The following is a 13163-nucleotide window of genomic DNA, read 5'->3' on the forward strand; positions in this document are numbered from 1 at the left end:
GAGTTCGACGGGCGCAGTAATGATATACTGTTACAGATGCAACCCCGCGCTGGGACCGGGCCCCGTCGTTGGTCGGCGCCGGTGCCCCGTTCGTCGACAAAGCGCGGCCATGCGCGCCGCAAGCGAAGCTGTCTTGCAGGCGCAGGGGCGCGGGCCTAGATCAAGGACATGATCAATGCGAAGAACAGCCTCGACCTGATCGGCAACACGCCGATCGTGTTGCTGCGGGGCGCCAGCGAAGCCACGGGCTGCGAAATCTGGGCCAAGTGCGAATATGCGAACCCCGGCGGATCGGTGAAGGATCGCGCCGCGCTCTACATCGTCCGCGATGCCGAAGCGAACGGCCTGCTGCGGCCGGGCGGGACGATCGTGGAGGGTACGGCGGGCAACACCGGTATCGGGCTGGCGCTCGTCGGCAACGCGCTCGGCTACCGGACGATCATCGTCATGCCCGACAATCAGAGTGCCGAGAAGATGGCGACGATCCGCGCGCTTGGTGCCGAGTTGGTGCTGGTGCCGCCGGCGCCCTTCGCAAACCCCGGCCATTTCGTGCACACCTCGCGCCGCATCGCCGAAGAAACCGACAATGCGATCTGGGCCAACCAGTTCGACAATATCGCGAACCGCAAGGCGCATATCTGCGGCACCGCCGAGGAGATCTGGCAGCAGATGGAGGGGCGCGTCGACGGCTTCACCTGCGCGGCGGGGACCGGTGGCACGATCGCGGGAACCGGCCTGGGCCTCAAGGCCAAGGACGAGCGGATCACCATTGCGCTGACCGATCCGCACGGCGCCGGCCTCTATAATTACTACAAGTGCGGCGAGCTGAAACCCGAGGGGTCGAGCGTCGCCGAAGGCATCGGGCAGAACCGCATCACCGGCAATCTGGACGGCGCGCCGATCGACACGCAATTCCGCATTTCGGATGCCGAAGGCCTCGCGGTCTGTCGCAGCCTGCTCGACGACGAGGGGCTGTGCGTCGGCCTGTCGTCGGGGATCAATGTCGCGGGCGCGATGGCGCTCGCGCGCGAGCTTGGTCCGGGTAAGCGCATCGTGACGATCTTGTGCGACAGCGGCTTTCGCTATCTGTCGACGCTCTACAATCCCGAATGGCTGGCGAGCAAAGGCCTCGCCGAGGCGGCAGCATGAGCAGCAAGCCCGAGATCAAGCCAGCGATCGCGCCGAACCCCGCGGCACCCGCAGATGCGGCGCCGCCGCCGCCACATGATGCGATGCGGCGGCTCCAGATCGGCATTGCGGGGGTGTTGACCGTCCTGCTGCTCGTCGGGATGGCGGGGCTGATCGGCGACCGGGCGCGCGAACGCGCCGCCGCCGACCCCGACACTGCGGCGGAGGTCAAGGTGCCGGGCGCCGACCAGAAGCCCGCGAGCGCGCCGCTCGAGGAGCTGGGCGTGCAGCCGGTTTCGAAGGAGCAGAATGACGACCCCGCGGCGAAGGTGCCGACCGCGCCCGCCGTCCCCGACCTCGAACCCGATCCTGAACTCGAGCGCGTTCGCCAGTCGAAACAGTGACATTGCCGCCTCCCGGCGCTCTGCTGCGTGGCGCGCTGGCGGCGGCCGCGGTGCTGGCGCTGGGCTGGTTCGTCGGCGGACAGGCGATGCTCGGCCGGATCGATCCCGCGCTGCTGCTGCCTCTATGGCCGTTGCCGCTGGCGGCGCTGGCGTGGACGGCGCGCCGCGCTTCCCGAACTGAACGCCGCGCCGCCTTTGGCGTCGCGATTGCTTTGACGCTGATCGGGCAGGCGCTGCTTGCGGCCTGGCTCGCGGGAGCCTTCCCCTGGCTGCAACTCGTGCTGAGCGCGGGTTGCGGGAGCGTGGTGGCAGTTTGGGCCGACTGCATGGTCCAGGCCGCGCGGCCGCGCGGGCTTTTTCGCGTGCTGCTGATCGCCGCCGCGATCCTTAGCTGGTTTGCCGCCGCACACGGGCTGCTGGCGCTTGCCTATCGTGCTCCGGCGCCGCGCGCCGTGCCGGTGACGATGATGACAAGCCTGCCGCTGCGCTGGTCGGGCGGCGATCTGGCCGCGATGCTTGCCGAGGGCGCCCGCGACGACCCCGCACTCGACCGGATCGCGCGCGGCGGGCCGCTGCGGCTCGTCGACAGTCTTGCCGACCACCCGCTCGCGCGCGGCGATGCCCTGTTGCTCGCGCATCCCCCCGCGCTTGCACCGCGCGATCTTGTCGCGATCGACGCCTTTGTGCGTGGCGGCGGGCGCGCGGTGATCCTCGCCGATGCGCTTTCGGGCTGGCCGCCGCGCCACCCGCTCGGCGATCCGCGCAATCCGCCGGTGACGAGTCTGCTCACCCCGTTGCTCGACCATTGGGGCATCACGCTCGCCGCGGCGCCCGATACGGAAACAAGGCCGATCGCCGTCGATGGGGGCGGCGCCCGCCTGCGCCTGTTCAGCGCCGGTCGCTTTACGCAGGTGCCGCCTGCCTGCGTGCGGATCGCGGGCGGTCATCTGCTCCATTGCCGGATCGGGCAGGGCGAAGCGTGGCTGGTCGGTGACGCCGATATGCTGTTCGCCCCGCTCTGGCAGCCGCAGCCCCGCTGGGCGGCGCATCTGCGCCATGCCGACACGATGGAGTGGCTGGATGCGCGCTTGCGCGGAGCCGACGCGCGCGGCTGGTTGCGCCCGCTCTGGATAGGCGCCGCCGCCGACTGAGAGGTCGCGGCCCCATTACACCCCGAATTTCTGCTTCCCGCGGCTGGCGTTTCGGCGCCGGAGCCCGCTTTGCTTGATCAATTGAGCACATTTTTGCCCATTTGGGGCGCAATTACCCTGTTTTACCCTAAAATACCCCTTTTCACCCTAATCGACTCTTGATACTCAGGAATCGGAGAGGGGCAATCTCCACCCGAGTCTTTTGGCGCGAAATCCTGCGATTTTCGCGAACGGGGAAGTTTTGCCCGGAGGCGCGAAACGGGGGGCTTCAGCGATGGCAGTTGTGACGCCCGGCCGGTATTCGGGTACCAACTTCGCCGCGATCGATGGCAAGGGACGCATCGCCGTCCCTTCGCAGTTCCGCAATAATGTGCCCCTCAATGCGGACGGTCAGCGCGTGCTTTGGGTTGGTTTCCATGAAAAGCTGCCTTGTTTGGTCGCCTATGGCCAGGATCAATATGATCGCCTGACCGACGAGATCGAGCGCGACCGCGACACCGCGCTCGCCCGCAATATCGATTTCGACGAGGACGAGGCGTTCAAGAAGCGGTTCAGCTATACCGAGGCCTATACGCTCGACGACAGCGGGCGCTTCCTTCCCAATTTTACCGCGCGCGACCGCGTCGGCGATGCCGGCGCGACCGCCTTTGTCGGGTCGGGCCGCCGGTTCGAAGTATGGTGGCTGCCGACGCTCGCTGACTGCGTCGATGCCGATCCGGTGCTCCAGCGACTTGCCAAGGCCTGGGAAGAGACGAAGGGGAAGGGGCGCAAGTGACCGATCTTTCCCCCGACCTGCCTCGGGATCCCCGCCATGATCCGGTCCTCCGCGAAGAAGTCATCGCCGCCCTTGCCATCGCTCCGGGCGAGCGGCATGTCGACGCGACCTTCGGCGCCGGCGGCTACACGCGTGCGATGCTCGCCGCGGGGGCCGAGGTGATCGCGTGCGACCGCGACCCCGATGCGATTGCCGAGGGGCAGGCGCTCGTCGCCGAAGCCGACGGCAAGCTGATGCTGATCCACGGCCGCTTCGGCGAAATCGACCGCCTGCTCGCCGAACGGGGCATCGGCGCGGTCGACGGCATCACCTTCGACATCGGCGTTTCGTCAATGCAGCTCGACCGCGATGCGCGCGGCTTCTCGTTCCAGAAGGACGGCCCGCTCGACATGCGCATGGCGCAGGAGGGCGAGACTGCCGCCGAATGGCTCAATCGCGCCGACGAGGCCGAGATCGCCGACGTGCTGTATCATTATGGCGACGAACGTCAGTCGCGCCGCGTCGCGCGGGCAATCGTCGCTGCGCGCCCGCTGTCGCGCACCGGCGAACTGGCGACGGTGATCCGCAAGGCGCTGCGCCATCCGCCGGGCGCGCCCAAGGATCCGGCAACGAAGAGCTTTCAGGCGATCCGCATCCACATCAACGGCGAGCTCGACGAACTGATGGAGGGGCTCGCCGCGGCGGAGCGCGTCCTGCGCCCCGGCGGCCGGCTTGCGGTGGTCAGCTTCCACAGCACCGAAGACCGGATCGTGAAGAACTTTCTGCGCGAGCGTAGCGGCGGTGACGCCGCCGGCTCGCGCCACCGGCCCGCGCCGATCGGAGCGGCGCGGGCCGCCACCTTTCAGCCGCCGGCGCGCAAGGTGCGCCCCGGCAAGGCCGAAGAGGCGCGCAACCCCCGCGCGCGCTCCGCGACGCTGCGCAGCGCCGTGCGCACCGCAGCCCCGGCCTGGCCGACCCAATTGACGACGAAGGAGGCAATCTCATGCTGATGGCGGCCCGCAAGCTTCAGGGGATCGGCCTGGTGCTGCTCGTGCTCATCTTCGCGATGATGCTCTATCCGGTCTCGTTGAAGGTCGCTGCGACGCGCAGCGAACTCGCGCGCATCAATCATCAGATCGAGCGCACGCGCGACAATATCCGCTACCTTGAATCCGAACTCGCGGTGCGCGCTTCGATGCGCCAGCTCGAACAGTGGAACGCCGACAGCTTCGGCTACTCGGCGCCGGATGCCTCGCAATATCTGTCGAGCGAGCGCCAGCTTGCTTCGCTCGACGGTTTGCCGCGCGCTCGCGGCGCCAATGAAGTCGCGCCGGTGCTGATGGCAATGGTCAGCCCCGTCGGAACACCCGAACCCGCCGCGACGCCGGTGAAGGCCGAGGCGAAGCCGGCCGCCGAAAAGCCCGTCGTACTGGCGCAGGCCGAAACGCCGGTGCGCAGCGACAGCGCGCCGCGTCTGGCGCCGACGCGTCGCCGCGAACAGCTCAAGATGATCGAGGACCAGCTCCTTGCGGAATCGACGCTCGCCGACCTCAAGCGTGCCGCGGCGCGTGAAGCGAAGGAGGGCAAATCGGGCCAATGAACACGCTGGTCGTCCGTCCGACCCGGGTTCGAACCGCTGGGGTGCGGCAGCAGATATTGCTGACCGCGCAACAGCGGCTGATGATGCTCATGCTGCTGTTCATGGCGGCATTTTTCCTCGTTTCGGTGCGGCTGCTCTATTTTGCGCTGTTCGACAGCGATGCCGGCCGCGGCGGCAACAGCACGGCCTTCGTGCCCGCGCGCGCCGATATCGTCGATCGCAATGGCGTGCCGCTCGCTCGGACGATCGACGGCTATTCGATCCGTGTGATGCCGTCGAAACTGCTCAACGACCGCCAGTATCTCGCCGACGAACTGCACAAGATCTTTCCAGACATGACGCGCGAGGACCTGCTCGCCAAGCTGACGGGCCCGCGCCCGACCTATATCCGGCGACGGGCGCTGCCCGATCAGGTGGCGGCAGTGAATGCCATCGGCGATGTCGGGTTCGATTTTCCGCGCGAAAAGGAGCGCCTCTATCCGCAGATGTCGCTCGCGGCGCATGTGCTGGGCTTCACCAACGCCGAAGGCCATGGCGTCACTGGCGTCGAGGGCGCGTTTGACCAGCGGCTGATCGACAAGGCGACGCGCGGCGATCCGCTGACGCTGTCGATCGACGCGCGCGTGCAGGGCGTGCTCGAAAGCGAGTTGTCGAACGCTGTCACCAATCTAGAGGCGATCGGCGGGGCGGGCATCATCCTCGACGTCCACACGGGCGAAGTGATGGCGATGACGTCGCTGCCCACCTATAATCCGAACAAGCTGGCGGGTAGCGATCCGACGACGCGGCGCAACGCCGTGACCTATAATCTCTACGAGCTTGGATCGGTCGTCAAACCGCTCTCGATCGGCGCCGCGATCGACAATGGCGTCGTGACGAGCATGGCGAAGCGCTATGATGCAACGCAGCCGCTGGCGATCGCCGGTTTCCGCATCCGCGATTCGCACATGATGAACCGCTGGCTCAACGTCCCCGAAACGCTCATCCACAGCTCGAACATCGTCACCGCGCAGATCGCCGACCAGCTCGGCAAGGAAAAGATGGAGGCGATGTTCCGTAGCCTCGAATTCAACAAACGCCCCGAAATCGAACTCAAGGAGCGTGCCTTCCCGCTGTGGCCGCGCGAATGGGGCCGGCTGTCGACGATGACGACCAGCTATGGCCACGGCATTGCGGTCACTCCGCTGCACCTTGCCAGCGCCTATGCCGCGCTGGTCAACGGCGGCATCTGGCGTCCGGCGACGATCCTGAAGCTGGGCGACAAGGCGCCGCCGCAGGGACGCCGCGTGTTCAAGGCATCGACGAGTGCGCGGATGCGCCAGCTCCTGCGCCTGATCGTGTCCGACGGCACGGGCCGCCAGGCCGACGCCCCGGGCTTTCGCGTCGGCGGCAAGACCGGCAGCGCCGAAAAGCCGGGCGCCGGCGGCTATCGTCGCCATTCGCTCGTGTCGACCTTCTCCGCCGTCTTCCCGATGGACAATCCGCGTTACGTGGTGCTGGTGATGATCGACGAACCCAAGGGCAACGCCTTCAGCTCGGGGCAGCGCACCGCTGGCTACACCGCCGCGCCGGTGGTCAAGAAGGTGGTGATGCGTGCGGGACCGATGCTCGGCGTGTTCCCCGACGAAAGCCGCGACGTCGACGTGTCGGAACTGACGCCGCTGCTGTGGAAGAACGGGGAAGGCGAATAATGCGGCTCGCGGCGCTGACCGGCGGCGATCATGTCGATGGGGACGGCCCGGTGGTGACCGGGCTTGCCATCGATCATCGCAAGGTTGCGCCGGGCAATGTCTTCGGCGCCTTCGTCGGCGAAAAATTCAACGGTGAGGACTTTATTGCCGCCGCGGTGGCGGCGGGCGCCGTCGCCGTCGTCGCGCGGCCCGAAGCCGTGGTCGAGGGCGCGGTGCATATCGCCGATGCCAATCCGCGGCGCGCCTTCGCGCGGCTTGCGGCGCGCTTCTTTCACCGTTTTCCCGCAACCTGCGTCGCGGTCACGGGCACCAATGGCAAGACTTCGACGGTCGAGATGACGCGTCAGCTCTGGCGAATGGCGGGCCTTCACGCAGCATCGATCGGTACGCTTGGCGTGACCACCGGCGCCGACCGGGTCGTCACCGGACTGACGACGCCAGACATCGTGACCTTTCTGTCGAACATGGCGGGCCTGGCGGCCGAGGGCGTGACTCATGCGGCCTTCGAGGCGTCGAGCCACGGGCTCGATCAATATCGCACCGAAGGCCTGCCGGTGAAGGCGGCGGCCTTCACCAATCTCAGCCACGATCATCTCGATTATCATGGCACGATGGAAGCCTATCTGGGCGCCAAGTTGCGGCTATTCACCGAGGTTGTCGAACCCGGCGGAGCCGCGGTTGTCTGGGCCGACGATGCCCATTCGCCCAAAGTGGTGGAGACGGCGCGCGCGCGCGGACTGCGCCTGCTTACCGTGGGAACGAAGGGTGAGGAACTGCGCCTTGTCGGGCGGACGCCGACGCAGCTCGGGCAGACGCTGACCGTTGCGGCAGGTGCTCTGACGCAGAAAGTCGACCTGCCGCTTATCGGCGCCTATCAGGCCGCCAACGCATTGGTCGCGGCCGGGCTGGTCATCGCGACCGGCGGCGATGGTGCGCAGACGCTTGCCAATCTGGCGCGGCTCCAGCCGGTACGCGGACGGCTCGAGCGTGCGGCGATCACGCGCGCGGGCGCCCCCGTCTATGTCGACTATGCCCACACCCCCGACGGGCTGGAGGCGGCGCTCGATGCGTTGCGGCCGCACGCCACGGGGCGGTTGATCCTGGTGTTCGGTGCGGGCGGCGACCGCGATCAGGCGAAGCGCCCGGAAATGGGCCGCATCGCCGCCGCCAAGGCCGATATCGCGATCATCACCGACGACAATCCGCGCGGCGAAGATCCCGCGTCGATCCGCGCCGCCATCGCCGAAGGCGCGCCGGGTGCCCAGGTGATCGGCGACCGCCGCGCCGCGATTGCTGCCGCGATCGAGATGGCGCGCGCCGACGACATTATCTGCGTCGCAGGCAAGGGGCACGAACAGGGGCAGATTGTCGGACGCGGTGACGCGCTGCGCGTCATCCCCTTCGACGATGTGAGCGTCGCGCGCGAGGTGGCGGCATGACCCCGCTGTGGACGGCGCGCGCGATCGCGGCGGCGTGCGGCGGCACCGCTAGCGCCGATTTCACGGTGCAAGGTGTTGCCTTTGATTCGCGCGAAGTCACGAAGGGCGACCTGTTCGTCGCGATGAAGGGCGAGGCGACCGACGGCCATAACTTCATCGACAAGGCGATTGCCGCCGGCGCAGCGGGTATCATCTGCGAAAACGATATAGACTTTCCGCACATCCGCGTCGCCGACAGCGCCGCAGCGTTGAACGCGCTCGGCGCCGCGGCGCGCGCGCGCAGCCATGGGCGGATCATCGGTGTCACCGGCTCGGCGGGCAAGACGGGGACCAAGGAGGCGCTGTTCGCGGCGCTCGACCGCTTTCGCCCGGGCAAAGCGCACCGTTCGGTCAAAAGCTACAACAATCATGTCGGCGTGCCTTTGAGCCTGGCGCGCATGCCCTCGACCGCCGATTTCGGCATCTTCGAAATGGGGATGAACCATGCGGGCGAGCTGGCGGCACTGACGCGGATGGTACGCCCTCATGTCGCCATCGTGACCACCATCGCGCCTGCGCACATGGAATTTTTCGGCAGCGAGGAAGCGATCGCCGACGCGAAGGGCGAGATATTCGAGGGGCTGGAGCCGGGCGGCACCGCAATCCTTCCCTTTGACAGCCCGCATTACGCGCGGCTGCGCGCCAAGGCCGAACAGCATGCGGCGCATGTCGTCAGCTTCGGGCTGGGCGAAGGGGCCGATGTGCGCGCGGTCGACTGGTTGCCCGACGGGCAGGGGGGATCGCTCGTTACGGCACAGGTTCAGGACGCGCTGCTCTGCTTCACCATCGCGCAAGGCGGCGCGCATTGGGTGGCCAATGCGATGGCGGTGCTTGCTGCGGTCAAGGCGGTTGGCGGTGACCTGCCCGCCGCGGGCCTGGCCTTCGCCGAGATGGGCGGTCTTGCGGGTCGCGGCGCGCGCACCCGCGTCGAGGTGCCGGGCGGTTCGATCCTCGTCATCGACGAAAGCTATAACGCCAATCCCGCATCGATGGCCGCAACCATCGGCCAGCTCGGCGGCGAATCCGGTGCGCGCAGGGTCGCGATTCTGGGCGCGATGAAGGAGCTTGGCGACGGCGGCGAGGCCTATCATGCCGGTCTGGCCGCTCCGCTCGTCGCAGCTGGTGTGCAGTTCGCCCTGCTTGTCGGCGAAGAGATGGCGCCGCTCGCCAAAGCGCTTGAGGGGCGGATCGATTTCGAGCATGTGGCCGACCACTCGGCTGCGGTAGGGCGGCTGGGGGCCTTGATCCGGCCCGGCGATACGGTGCTGGTCAAGGGATCGAACAGCGTGGGACTGTCGCATGTCGTGACCGCGCTGACCAATGGGGATTATTGATGCTATATTGGCTGGCGGAATGGCTTGGCTTTCCGGGGGTTCTGAACCTCATCCGCTATCTGAGCTTCCGCTCGGGCGCCGCGGTTGCGACGGCGCTGATCATCGGTCTGTGGATCGGGCCGCGCTTCATCCTCATGCTGCGGATGCGGCAGGGGAAGGGGCAGCCGATCCGCGAGGACGGACCGCAAAGCCATTTTGCGAAAAAGGGCACGCCGACGATGGGCGGGCTGATGATCCTGATCTCGCTAATGATTTCGGCGCTGCTGTGGATGGATTTGTCCAACCGCTTCGTCTGGGCCTGCATCTTCGTCACCGGCGGGTTCGCGCTGGTCGGCTTTCTCGACGATCTCGACAAGGTGACCAAGTCGAGCCATCGCGGGATTCCGGGGCGCGTGCGCCTGCTCGTCGAATTCGTGATTGCGGGCATCGCGGTGCTGCTGATCGTATCGCGGACCGGCACCGACCTTTATCTGCCCTTTTTCAGCGAAGTCTATATTCCCCTGGGGCCGCTCTATTATGTCTTCGCGATGGTGCTGATCGTCGGTTTCGGCAATGCGGTGAACCTGACCGACGGGCTCGACGGGCTCGCGACCTTTCCGGTGATGATCGCCAGCCTTGCTTTCCTCGTCATCGTCTATCTGTCGGGTAACGTGAAATTCGCGGGCTATCTGGGCATTCCCCACGTGCCGGGGGCAGGTGAGCTTGCAATCTTCGCCGCCGCGATCATCGGGGCCTGCCTTGCCTTTCTGTGGTTCAATGCGCCGCCCGCGGCGGTGTTCATGGGCGATACGGGCAGCCTCGCGCTCGGCGGCGCGCTAGCGACGATTGCGGTGACGGCGCAGCACGAACTGGTGCTGGTGCTGGTCGGCGGGCTGTTCGTCGTCGAGGCTTTGTCGGTGATCATCCAGGTCTTCTGGTACAAACGGACCGGCAAACGCATCTTCCGCATGGCGCCGATCCACCATCATTTCGAACAATTGGGCTGGCCCGAATCCACCGTCGTCGTCCGTTTCTGGATCGTCTCGATCGTCCTCGCGCTCGCCGGACTCGCGACGCTCAAGCTGCGGTGATCACCGCGCGCGCCTTTGCCGGTCGCCGCTATGCGGTGCTGGGACTGGCGCGCTCGGGGCTGGCGACCTGCGAGGCGCTGATCGCCAGCGGCGCGGGGGTGACCGCGTGGGACGAGCGCGAAGCGGCGCGCGATGCCGCGATGGCGCTCGGCGCCGACATCGGCAATCCGTTGGAGATCGACCTTGTCGGCTTTGCCGGCGTCGTCGTGTCGCCGGGCGTGCCGCTCAACCGCCATCCCATCGCCGACCATGCCCGCGAAGCCGGTGTGTCGATCCTCGGCGATATCGAATTGTTTGCCGAAGCTGCGGCTGATCTGCCGCCGCACCGCATCGTCGGCATCACCGGCACCAACGGCAAATCGACGGTGACCGCGCTTGTCACCCATGTGCTGGAAAGCGCGGGCGTTCCGGCGCTGATGGGCGGCAACATCGGGCTGCCGATCCTTGCCCGCGATCCGCTCCCCGAAAACGGCGTCTATGTGCTCGAACTGTCGAGCTACCAGATCGACCTGGCGCACAGCCTGGCGTGCGATGTCGCCGTGCTGACCAACATCAGCCCCGATCACCTCGACCGTTATGACGGTTTCGCCGGCTATGCCGCGTCGAAGGAGCGGCTGTTCGCGCTCCAGCACCGCGATCAGGTCGCGATCGTCGCGGTCGACGATGACCCGTCGCGGATGATCGCGGGGCGCATCAATCACCGGCTCCACCGCGTTTCGGCGAAGGACATCGATCCCGCCGATCAGGCGCGCTGGCCCGCGCTGCACGGTCCGCACAATGCGCAGAATGCCGTGTGCGCGATCGCGGTATGCCGCGTGCTGGGGCTGAACGACGAACAGATCGAACGCGGACTCGCGAGCTATCGCGCGCTCCCGCACCGTATGGAATTGGTCGGCGAAGTCGCTGGCGTCCGCTGGTTCAACGACAGCAAGGCGACCAACGCGGCTTCCGCTGCACCGGCGCTGGCGGCATTTCCGCCGGCGCCGGACCAGCGTGTCCACTGGATTGCCGGGGGGCAGGCCAAGGGCGACGGGCTGACCGCCTGTCGTCCTTGGTTCGGCCATGTCAAGCGCGCCTATCTGATCGGCGAGGCGATGGAGCCTTTCGCGGCCGAGATCGGCGACGCGCTGCCCGTCGAACGGTCGGGCGATCTGGCCGCCGCGGTCGCAGCCGCCGCCGCCGCTGCGACGCCCGGCGACATCGTGTTGCTGTCGCCCGCCTGCGCTTCGTTCGATCAGTTCAAGGATTACGAACAGCGCGGCGATCGCTTCCGCGAACTGGTGCAGGCGTTGGGGAATGGATGACGATATGAACGGGGGGGCGGACAATATGGATGCGACCACGGAGCGGCCCGTCATCGCGACGACGCGGACGACGAAGCGCCGCGGCCCGCGCCTCAGCCGCGCCGACCGCACGCCGCTGGGCCTGTGGTTCTGGGAAATCGACCGCGTATTGCTGTTGCTTGTGTCGATGCTGATCGCCATCGGCCTCGTCGCCGTGGCGGCGGCATCGCCGGTCGCCGCGCAGAAGCTGTCGACCGCGACCGCCAGCCTCGATCCGCTCTATTATTTCTATCGCCAGCTCATGTGGGTCATGGTCGGCGTGCCGGTCATGCTCGCGGTATCGATGCTGCCCAAACCGCAGGCGCGGCGCTTTGCCATCTATGGCACGATCACCTTCGTCTTCCTGTTGTTCATGGTGCCGCTGATCGGCACGACGGTGAACGGCGCGCAGCGCTGGATTGGCAGCGGCATCTTCCGCCTCCAGCCGTCGGAATTTCTCAAGCCCTTCTTCGCGGTGTCATTGGCCTGGATATTGTCGCTGCGGCTGCACGATCAGAATCTGCCGGTCGTGCCGCTGTCCTTCGTTTTTACCGGGATCATCGCGATCCTGCTGATGAGCCAGCCCGATCTGGGGCAAACGATCATCTTCGCGGGGACATGGTTCGTTCTCGTCATGGTCGCCGGCCTGTCGATGCGGATCATGGCGGGGCTCGCGGGCACGGGACTCGCGGGGCTGGTCCTTGCCTATTTCTTCTACCCGGTGGCGCAGCAGCGCATCAACATCTGGCTGTTCGCCGAGGGCGACAGCTTTCAGGTCGACAAGGCGCATGCGACGCTGACCGCCGGCGGGCTGATCGGCACGGGGCCGGGTGCGGGACTTGCCAAGTTCCAGCTTCCCGAGGCGCACACCGACTATATCTTCTCGGTCATCGGCGAGGAATTCGGGATCATCGCCTGCATCGCCATCGCCGTCCTTTATCTGGCGATCATCGTCCGCGTTCTGGTGCGGCTGCTCGACGAAGAGGACAGCTTTCTCATTCTCGCCGTCGCGGGTCTGATTGCGCAGTTCGGCGGGCAAGCGACGATCAACATGGCAGTGAATACCCAGCTCTTTCCGTCAAAGGGGATGACCTTGCCCTTTATCAGCTATGGCGGTTCGTCGTTCATCGCCTTGTCGATCGGCATGGGTTTGCTCTTGTCGCTGACCCGGCGAAACCCCTATGCGGCGCGGGTATCGATGACCCGTAACTGGAACAGGAAATGACGGCCC

The 13163-nt window shown here is 66.7% G+C and carries 12 protein-coding genes; all 12 read left to right on the forward strand.

Going from position 1 to position 13163, the window contains the following annotated elements; translation table 11 throughout:
- Window positions 1–168 precede the first annotated feature (168 nt).
- The 12 genes from P1IM2_RS12620 (at window position 169) to P1IM2_RS12675 (ending at window position 13157) form a co-directional block, all read left to right on the forward strand.
- Window positions 169–1149, forward strand: coding sequence for a cysteine synthase A (locus P1IM2_RS12620; protein WP_062768714.1), 981 nt, complete (start codon window positions 169–171; stop codon window positions 1147–1149).
- Window positions 1146–1532, forward strand: a complete 387-nt coding sequence (locus P1IM2_RS12625; RefSeq protein ID WP_186402665.1) for a hypothetical protein — start codon at window positions 1146–1148, stop codon at window positions 1530–1532. Before P1IM2_RS12620 ends, P1IM2_RS12625 begins: the two co-directional genes overlap by 4 nt.
- Complete coding sequence (locus P1IM2_RS12630) at window positions 1529–2683, forward strand: hypothetical protein (protein ID WP_186402666.1); 1155 nt, start codon at window positions 1529–1531, stop codon at window positions 2681–2683. The genes P1IM2_RS12625 and P1IM2_RS12630 overlap by 4 nt, the downstream gene beginning before the upstream one ends.
- 274 nt (window positions 2684–2957) lie before the next feature.
- Window positions 2958–3458 (forward strand): division/cell wall cluster transcriptional repressor MraZ, encoded by a 501-nt coding sequence (locus P1IM2_RS12635; protein ID WP_062900568.1) that lies wholly within the window; start codon window positions 2958–2960, stop codon window positions 3456–3458.
- Window positions 3455–4447, forward strand: a complete 993-nt coding sequence (gene rsmH / locus P1IM2_RS12640) for a 16S rRNA (cytosine(1402)-N(4))-methyltransferase RsmH (RefSeq protein ID WP_082819788.1) — start codon at window positions 3455–3457, stop codon at window positions 4445–4447. The genes P1IM2_RS12635 and rsmH overlap by 4 nt, the downstream gene beginning before the upstream one ends.
- Complete coding sequence (locus P1IM2_RS12645; RefSeq protein ID WP_062768706.1) at window positions 4441–5037, forward strand: hypothetical protein; 597 nt, start codon at window positions 4441–4443, stop codon at window positions 5035–5037. The genes rsmH and P1IM2_RS12645 overlap by 7 nt, the downstream gene beginning before the upstream one ends.
- Window positions 5034–6728, forward strand: coding sequence for a penicillin-binding protein 2 (locus P1IM2_RS12650; protein WP_186402667.1), 1695 nt, complete (start codon window positions 5034–5036; stop codon window positions 6726–6728). The genes P1IM2_RS12645 and P1IM2_RS12650 overlap by 4 nt, the downstream gene beginning before the upstream one ends.
- On the forward strand, window positions 6728–8167 hold the full coding sequence (locus P1IM2_RS12655) for a UDP-N-acetylmuramoyl-L-alanyl-D-glutamate--2,6-diaminopimelate ligase (protein ID WP_186402668.1): 1440 nt from the start codon (window positions 6728–6730) through the stop codon (window positions 8165–8167). The genes P1IM2_RS12650 and P1IM2_RS12655 overlap by 1 nt, the downstream gene beginning before the upstream one ends.
- Window positions 8164–9540 carry a UDP-N-acetylmuramoyl-tripeptide--D-alanyl-D-alanine ligase gene (gene murF, locus P1IM2_RS12660; protein WP_186402669.1) on the forward strand — a complete coding sequence of 459 codons (1377 nt, stop codon included), beginning with the start codon at window positions 8164–8166 and terminating at the stop codon, window positions 9538–9540. The genes P1IM2_RS12655 and murF overlap by 4 nt, the downstream gene beginning before the upstream one ends.
- Window positions 9540–10610 carry a phospho-N-acetylmuramoyl-pentapeptide-transferase gene (gene mraY / locus P1IM2_RS12665; protein ID WP_062900564.1) on the forward strand — a complete coding sequence of 357 codons (1071 nt, stop codon included), beginning with the start codon at window positions 9540–9542 and terminating at the stop codon, window positions 10608–10610. The genes murF and mraY overlap by 1 nt, the downstream gene beginning before the upstream one ends.
- A complete protein-coding gene (gene murD, locus P1IM2_RS12670) occupies window positions 10607–11914 on the forward strand; it encodes a UDP-N-acetylmuramoyl-L-alanine--D-glutamate ligase (RefSeq protein WP_186402670.1) in 1308 nt (435 codons plus the stop codon). The genes mraY and murD overlap by 4 nt, the downstream gene beginning before the upstream one ends.
- A complete protein-coding gene (locus P1IM2_RS12675; RefSeq protein WP_003040034.1) occupies window positions 11907–13157 on the forward strand; it encodes an FtsW/RodA/SpoVE family cell cycle protein in 1251 nt (416 codons plus the stop codon). Before murD ends, P1IM2_RS12675 begins: the two co-directional genes overlap by 8 nt.
- Window positions 13158–13163: the final 6 nt, after the last annotated feature.

Source organism: Sphingopyxis sp. P1IMeth2 (genome assembly GCF_900185685.1).
Classification (GTDB): Bacteria; Pseudomonadota; Alphaproteobacteria; order Sphingomonadales; family Sphingomonadaceae; genus Sphingopyxis; species Sphingopyxis terrae_A.